6 protein-coding genes and 1 pseudogene are annotated in these 7,825 nt (G+C 70.1%); 2 read left to right on the top strand and 5 right to left on the bottom strand.

All coding sequences use genetic code 11. The annotated features are described in order from the left end of the window. Positions 1-3: 3 nt before the first annotated feature. Positions 4-954, bottom strand: coding sequence for a S1C family serine protease (locus ACY45C_RS10415; protein WP_462187421.1), 951 nt, complete (start codon positions 952-954; stop codon positions 4-6). 912 nt (positions 955-1,866) lie between these two features. After that, a pseudogene (gene mscL, locus ACY45C_RS10410) lies at positions 1,867-2,263 on the bottom strand (large conductance mechanosensitive channel protein MscL). A gap of 1,066 nt (positions 2,264-3,329) precedes the next feature. Between mscL and ACY45C_RS10405 the strand changes: the two are divergent. After that, positions 3,330-4,016 (top strand): hypothetical protein, encoded by a 687-nt coding sequence (locus tag ACY45C_RS10405; protein ID WP_462187420.1) that lies wholly within the window; start codon positions 3,330-3,332, stop codon positions 4,014-4,016. A gap of 49 nt (positions 4,017-4,065) precedes the next feature. On the opposite strand, the gene ACY45C_RS10400 is transcribed toward ACY45C_RS10405, so the two are convergent. From ACY45C_RS10400 to ACY45C_RS10390, 3 genes are all read right to left on the bottom strand, one after another. Then, a complete protein-coding gene (locus ACY45C_RS10400; protein ID WP_462187419.1) occupies positions 4,066-5,244 on the bottom strand; it encodes a CE1 family esterase in 1,179 nt (392 codons plus the stop codon). A 27-nt stretch (positions 5,245-5,271) separates the two neighbouring features. Beyond that, positions 5,272-5,670: a hypothetical protein gene (locus ACY45C_RS10395; protein ID WP_462187418.1), complete on the bottom strand. Its 399-nt coding sequence runs from the start codon at positions 5,668-5,670 to the stop codon at positions 5,272-5,274. 197 nt (positions 5,671-5,867) lie between these two features. Beyond that, complete coding sequence (locus ACY45C_RS10390) at positions 5,868-6,755, bottom strand: membrane protein (protein ID WP_462187417.1); 888 nt, start codon at positions 6,753-6,755, stop codon at positions 5,868-5,870. A gap of 337 nt (positions 6,756-7,092) precedes the next feature. On the opposite strand from ACY45C_RS10390, the gene ACY45C_RS10385 reads away from it, so the two are divergent. Next, on the top strand, positions 7,093-7,743 hold the full coding sequence (locus ACY45C_RS10385) for a UdgX family uracil-DNA binding protein (RefSeq protein WP_462187422.1): 651 nt from the start codon (positions 7,093-7,095) through the stop codon (positions 7,741-7,743). Positions 7,744-7,825 lie beyond the last annotated feature (82 nt).

The raw sequence follows: 7,825 nt of genomic DNA, 5'->3' as shown, positions 1-7,825 counted from the left end.
AGCTCAGGATGCCGGTGGTTGTTGGGCGAGCCGGGCCTTGACGGTGCCGCTCTGTCCATCACGGGTATAGGTCACTTCCACCTCGTCGCCGATGGCGTGGGACCGGACCGCCGCGATGAGGGAGTCGACGTCGTTGACAGCACGGTTGCCGACCTTCGTGATGACGTCGTCGGCGCGAAGGCCGGCCTTTTCGGCGGGTCCACCCGGAACCATGGAGCGGATCTTTGCACCGTTGCCGCTGGAGGCGGTGGAGCGGGTGTTCTCCTCCGAGGTGGAGGCGCTGACGCCCAGGTACGGGTGTCGGGCGCTGCCCGTAGAGATCAACTCGGTGGCCACCGACCCGGCATAGTTGCCCGGAATAGCGAAACCGACGCCGATGTTGCCGGACTGCTGGCCGCCACCGAAGGGACTTCCACCACCCACGGTCGCGATCGCGCTGTTCACGCCGATGATCTCGCCGCGACTGTTGACCAGCGGACCACCGGAGTTACCGGGGTTGATTGATGCGTCGGTCTGGATTGCGTCGAGCACGGTGTTCTGCTGATCCCGCACGGTTGAATCCCCGGTGCGCACCGGGCGATGCACGGCACTGACAATGCCGGACGTGACCGTGCCGTTCAGCCCGAGCGGGCTGCCGACCGCTACCACCAGTTCCCCGATGCTCAGCGGGTCGGAATTGCCGAACGTGGCCGCCGTGAGACCGGTGGCATTGATTTTGATCACCGCGAGGTCCGAGCTCGGATCCGTGCCTACGACCTGCGCATCGAAAGTACGACCGTCCTGCAGGGTGACCGTCAGCGAGCCGCCATTCGCGGCACCCGAGACCACATGGTTGTTCGTCAGGATATGCCCGTCCGAACGGATGATGGTGCCGGAGCCGGTGCCCGACTCGCTGCTCGATTCCTCGGAGATTGTCACGACACTCGGCAGGATCTTCTGCGCCGCGGCCGACACAGTGTTCGCGGCTGCGGGCGACGTTCCACCGGAACTGTCCACGGTGTTGTGCAGACCGGCGGATGTGACGATGGTCTGCCCCCCGTTGTTGTCGGCGACCATCGCTCCGACACCGCCACCCACACCAGCCGAGACCAGGGCGATGGCGAGTCCAGCGGCGACGAGCCGCCGTCGGCGCCAAGGGGGCGAGGCGGCCATGGTTGTCTCGTTGCCGTAGAGGTCCTGGGTGGGTGGCGAGCCGGCGCCGCTCGGAGAACTCCATGGCGGTCCCCAGGAATACCCTCCGGTCGGGGGGCCCGCGGGAGGTCCCGCGGGGCCGGCCGCGCCGTTCACGGCTCTCGGGGCAGCGGGACCACCGGGTGGCGGACCTGAAGGCGGTCCCCACGGGCCGCCGGGCGACGCCGTCGGAGGCGGGCTTCCCGCGGAGAGCGCGGCCTGCGGCTGGCTGGCCTGGGACGGCCCGGCCGGGTACGGAGAATCCGGATACGGACGAGGATCCCCATGCGGGGGATGGGGATTCGGATACTGAGGATGCTGGCCGGAGGATGGCCCCAGCGTCGGCGGTTGGCTGTACGGCGAGCCGGGCGGACGGGAAGGCGGGCCCGCCGGGAGGCCGGGTTCGGAGCTGGCGGGACCAGCCGGGTGAGCTTGGCCGGCTCGTGTCCCGGCCGCGCCGCCGATGGGCGGAGCCCAAGGGGAGGGGGGGGAGTCATGCCCGGCGCCGGACCCCTCCCTGCCGCCGCCCCTGGGGGCGTCCTCGGCGCTACTGCTGAAGGGGAGACGCGGTGTCATGGTAGGCACTTTCCCTTGAAAGCCTGAGCGATTCCTGAATGCCGACCAACGTTCGGGTAAGCGATCCGGTGTGGAGCCGCGCGGTGTGGAGCCGCGCTGGGTCGGCCCGGGTCGGCTGGGTCAGCCGGTGGGACGGTGTTCCGCCAGTAGATCACGGATTTCCGTGAGCAGGCGTGCCTCGTCGGTGAGTACTGGGTCCTCCTCCGGCGGGACCTGCCCCCGCGTCCGCCGCTCGTTGATGGTGTTCAGGGTGGAGTACTACTACGAAGTAGATCACTGTAACGACTGAGAGGAATGCGATGACACTGTTGATGAACTCGCCGTACCGAAACATGCTGCCGTTGATGGTGAAGGTGAGGGCCGAGAAGTCGGGTTTGCCGAAGATCGCGGCGATCAGCGGGGTGAAGATGGTCTTCACCAGCGACGTCACCACTGCGGTGAAGGCGGTACCGACCACGACCGCGACCGCCAGGTCGACGACGTTCCCTCGCATCAGGAACTGCCTGAAGCCCTTCATGCGGCGTCCCCCCTGAAATATGTGCCTGATGACATGGGAGGATATCGGTGCAGATCAGTGGGTGACCGGCGAGGTACCTGGCCGATCCCTCTACGCCTTCGGGGGGCTACTGTCAACTAAGCTCGCGCAACGTCGACGCAACGCCGTGGTACAGCGGTGGGACGGGCGGACGCAAGCGGAGCTCGGGATCGGAGGTCGTCTGGTGACGGACGGTGTGCGACGGACCGAGTGGGACGACGACCGGCAGTCTCCCTACTATCAGGGGGGCGGTAGCGGTCCCTCGATGGAGCCGTATCAGCCAGCGGGGCCGGATCCGCGCCCGCAGCATAGCGGCTACGGCCCTCCGACCGGGTCATATGACGCCGCTGGACCGGTGACCGGGCCCTACCACCCGGTACCGGCGAGCCACGGCAATCCCGGCCACGGCAATCCATATCAGGGCAGTTCGATACAGCCCGAGGATACCGATTCGCCGTCCACCGGCACCTCGATGCGCCGGGCGCTCGTCCCGCCCGCTCGGACCGCTCGGACCGAGGGCCGGCGGTCCCGAGTCGTTCCTGGTTCCGCTCCCGCACCTGGTTCCGCTCCCGCTCCCGCACCCGGGCGTCAACCACCCGAATGGGCTTCCGATGGAAGGTCGGATCCACGAGGTGGACCGGATCGGCAGAATGAGGGCGGTCTGCCGCGGGCCAAGACGGCGATGCCGACACGTCGGGCCGACGGTGCCCCTACAGGCGGTCCGTCGACCGGCGGCGCCGGAATGAGGGACGGTGGAACAGGCCTGCGGACGCCCTACGGCAGGGATGCCGGCGACGACCTCGGACTCGACCGGCGCCGTGCCGATCGCACCGATCCCGGTCGGCCTGATCGGTCCGGTCGACCCGACCGACCCGAGGCTTACCCGCCGGGCGGGGGGCGGAGCCGGCCGAGTCCGGTGCGGTTCGGCGCCGACCAGCGGGTCGCGGCGCGTCGCTCAGGGAGCCTGACCTCCGCCGCGGGCACAGTCGATTTCCCCGACGAGGACGACGCTCGCGATTCCCGGCAGGGAAATCGTGATTCCGACACCATGCCCTTCCTGCATCGGGTCGGGGTGGCCCTGGTGGTGCTGGCCGTGGCACTTGGGGTGGGCGTCGGGGCCGGTGCCGTCTGGGAGAAGGTCCGGCCCAGCGGCCGGACCGCCACCAATGCCGCCCCGGCGCCGACGGCAGTATCGTCCGGCGGTCCCGCAGCGGCCGCGCCTAGCCCGAGCACGGGGGCAGCCGGCGGTCAGGCAGCTGGCGGTCAGGCGGCCGCGGGCCAGATCGCGGTGCCGGCGGACTGGACCTCGTTCACCGACACTGTGCAGAAGGCCACCTTCTCCCACCCGCCGGTGTGGAAGCAGCGGCGCGACAACACCGGCCTCTTCTATGGCGAGCCCGGCACCGTCTCGGAGTACGGACCGCAGATGATCGGGGTGGCCCGGGTCGCGGTGCAGGATCCGGTGGCAGCGCTCACGCAGGTCCAGTCCGCCGAGTTCAACACGGTCCCCGGTCTGACCAGGGACCGTTCCGGCCCGGCGACGGATACCAGCGGTCAGCCCACCCAGGAACTCGTCGGCTCGTACGACCGGGAGGGGCAGCGGGTCTCCTACCTCATGCGCACGGTGTCGGTGTCCGGTGCGGTGTACGTGCTCATCGCGCGAGTGTCGACCGACGTCCTGGCGTCGCTCAATACGCTGATGGGCGCGCTGCGGTCCTCGTTCGCGCCGGCCTGATCCGTGTTCGCGCCGGCCTGATCCGTCCCTGCCGGCTGGCCGTCGCGGGTCACATCCGCGGGCCGGGCCGCGCGGAACGGGCCGGAGCCAGCAGATTCCAGATCACCCTGCCCGTGGCGAAGGCGGCCGGTCCGGAGACGGCCGGCCAGCCGTGGGCCAGGGCGGGCAGCAGGAACTGCACGACCCGGGCCGAGGAGGCACAGGGGGTCTCCTTGCGCAGGGCGACGGCCGGTGACGTCACCGTGGTCGAATTCGCGGGCACACCCGGGACGGCGCTCGGCATCAGGACCCACGGGGCGGCGTTCACCAGCGCGCTTGCAGGGTGCGCCGGCCCGCTTGCCGGGGGCACCGGGGGCACGGCGACGGGCGCGGCCACGTCCGCGTCCGTTCCAACGCTCAGCGCGGACTGTGATGCCACCGGGGCGTGCCATGGCATGCCGGTCGAATCCGTGAGGACAGTGTCCGTAGGCCGGCTCGGGACGGGGCAGCGATCCACCGACCGGAACGGGATCATGCTCTCCTCGACCGGCGTGATCGCGGTCCGCAGCACCGGCGACCAGAGGGTCCCCTGGTAGGGCACATGGCCGTCCGCCCCGCCGTGGACGACCACGACGGTCAGCGGGGCGCCCGGACGGCAGTCCGACACCTGACGGCTGGCCGCCACGACGGCGATGCCCGCGAGTTCGTCCCCGTGTTCGCAGGCGTACCGGTAGGCCAGCATGCCGCCGTTGGACAGACCGATCAGGCTGACCCTGTTCCGGTCGATCGGGTAGTGCTCGCTGAGATGCGCGATCAACGCGCGTAGCCAGCCGACGTCATCGGTATGGTTGATCACGGCGGTGTCGCAGCAGGTTCCAGCGTTCCATGCCCTGTTGAGGCCGTCCGGGTACACGACGGCGAGGCCGGCGGCACGGGCGAGGTTGTCCAGGTCCCAGTGCTGCTTGGGGTCCGCGCCGTCGTAGTGCAGGCTGTGCAGCGCCACGAGCAGGGGATAGGGCTTCGGAGCGTCGGACGGGGGCAGGGTCATCCGGATGCGGGCGCCCCGTCCGGAGCGTTCGAATGCATCGGGACCCGTGGTGGGCGCCGGGGTGGCGGCCAGGACTACATGACCACGTCGGGGACCCTCCAGCACGCCGCAGCCGGACGTCGTCAGCAGAAGGGGAACCAGGAGGGTGAGGAGCCAGACCGCGGCGACGCGGCGGCGACGGACGGCCGGCACGAGGGCCATTCTGACGCGCGTCCAGCGCCCCGGGCGTCACCGGTGTCGATGATTGCTCTTCGTGTTCGAACTACTACGAGCGAGATCGCCCTCGGGGGTGCGGACCACATTGAGTCTGGGACGATCCGCGTCGGAAGGCACCCAGCGGCCCGATGATCGTGTCTCCGTGTTCTCCGCGGCCGTGCGGTAACGGTCGAACGCCTCCTGGGCACGGCTTTCCAGATCGCCCACGAGAGCGAGTGACTCGCGTACCCGCCGCTCCCCGGCGGGACCGGCGGCGAGCAGGTCCGACAGACAGTTGTCCACGGCACGCCGCGCCGCCAGCCAGCCGAGGAGCAGTCGGGATCGCTCCATATCCGAGAGCTCGTCCACCGAGATGTCCCTCCGCTCGCCACTCGTGACGTTGATGAGGTTTCCGCCGTGAGGATCGGCCACCTGCGGACCGATCTGGCAGGGTCCCCTGGCTGGGTCAGGTGTCCGGGTCAGGGCGATATGCGTGGTCGAGGTCAGCGACCGACTTTTACCATCCGTCCTCTCCCAGAGTGCCCCACCTGAGGCCCGAACGCGCCGCAGTTCGCCGAACGCACACCCACCGGCCGACGGCGACCGGGATGTGGGGGACGGACCACGCGTTACGTGGGTCCCCCCGGAAGCGGTCGGCCGGCGGGCGGCGGGGGCTCGTCCACCGCAGACGGTGGAGGCCGTTCGGAGGAGCCGGTTTTGGACAGTGGCCCCTCGCCCGGTGGCGGGATCGGGGGTCGGGGCGAGGCGACGGCCGGCGGTGGCAGCGGCCGTTCCGGCGCGTGTGCCGGGGAGGTGGTGGGGCGGCGATCGTGCCACTTCGCCCGAGCCTCGGCGGCGGTGTCCTCGACGTGTTCGAGGATCTCCTCCCATCGGATCTGCATGGGTCGAATGAGGCCGCCTCCCACGCCGACGACGATCACACCGGTGAGGGAGGCCAGGATCGCCCAGAGGACCGGTGTGGTGACCGACGTCGCGAGTCCCACCTCGTCCAACCCCGTTTTGCCGAAGGCGACTACGAGCACGGTGGCCACGATGTTGCCGGCCGCCCGTCCGTACGCGAGGTCGCGTAGTGCCTCCGTGACGAAGGTCCGGACGACCCGGGCGAGGCCGACCCCGATCATGATGACCAGCGTCGCGAGCAGGGTGCGGAGCAGCAGAGCGAGTAGATCGGTCACGGTGTCCTCGGCCGTGTTCGGTCCGAAGACCCCCAGCGCGATCCGCAGCACGCCGAGCAGGCCGATGCCCATGAGCACCCGGAGCCCGCTCGCCCGCACGCTCTGGGCCGGCTGGTGCAATAGCCGCGGCAGGCCGGCGCGATCGATGATCCGATCCAGGCCGGCGCGTTCGGTGAACCGGGTGACGAGGCGCGTACCCGCCCGGACCAACAGCCAACCGAGCAGACAGATCGCGAGGAAGAGGCCTACTTTCGGAGCTGTCGCGGCGATTTGCGACCATTCGTCGGAGAAGCCCCGATCCCGCTCCACGGCAAGCGTCACCCGTACAGCACAACAGCAAACGCTGTGTAGTTGAATGATGACACGCCGCTATTTTGCGGGGTGGTCCCGTGGATTGGCCACCCTTGATCCTGGGCAGGGGGATGCGTGGGCAGGATCCCCCGCTCGAAGACCGGCGGAGAAGTGGCGGGCTCCGCCGGAGGTGGTTGCGTCGGCGTGGGATGTGGAGGGCAGCTCACGCACGGCGCGCCACGCATCTCCGCGTACCACGCATTGCCCCGCACCCCCGGCACCGGGGTCCTGGCACGCCGGGTCTCCCAGGGCTCGTGCGGCTCGTGCGGACGGGCGAGGGCCCGTCCGGTTGAATCGGTGGATGAGCATGCAGCCCGTACACATACCACCACGGGCGGACCTGCCGACCCTGGCGGCGGCGGCCGCCGACTGCCAGGGATGCGACCTCGCGCAGCTGCCCGGCACCCGCACGGTCTTCGGGGTCGGCCCCGCGCACGGCTGGCTCGCCCTCGTCGGCGAGCAGCCGGGCGACATCGAGGACCGGCGGGGTGTGCCGTTCGTGGGCCCCGCCGGCAAGCTGCTCGACCGGGCCCTCGGCGAGGTGGGACTCGACCGTGCCGAGGTGTACATGACGAACGCCGTCAAGCACTTCCGGTATCGCACCGGCAACGGCCCGCGGCGGATCCACCAGACGCCGGACCCGCGGCATGTCACCGCGTGCCGTCCCTGGCTATCCGCGGAGCTCAACCTCGTTCGGCCGGCGATCGTCGTGATCCTGGGGGCTACGGCCGGTATGTCGCTGCTCGGACCGTCGTTCCGGGTGACGAAGATGCGTGGCCGGCTGCTCCCCGGGCCGGCCGGCTCCGGGGCTCAGCTGCTCGCCACGCTGCATCCCAGTGCGGTGCTACGGGCAGATCCCGCCCGCCGTGACGAGGTCTACGCCGGATTCGTCGACGATCTGCGGATCGCCGTGGCGGCCCGTCCCGCCATGGGCCCGTCCGCCTCGGTGGATGCATAGCCCACCCGGGCCCCCGCGATCCTCCGCCGGGAAGGGCCTCGTTACCGATCTTCTTCTAGGCGATGATGTCGATCGGTGTACC

This window comes from Frankia sp. CcWB2 (assembly GCF_977927585.1).
Note: the sequence above shows the minus strand (reverse complement) of the source record. Positions and strands in the feature narration are given on the sequence as shown.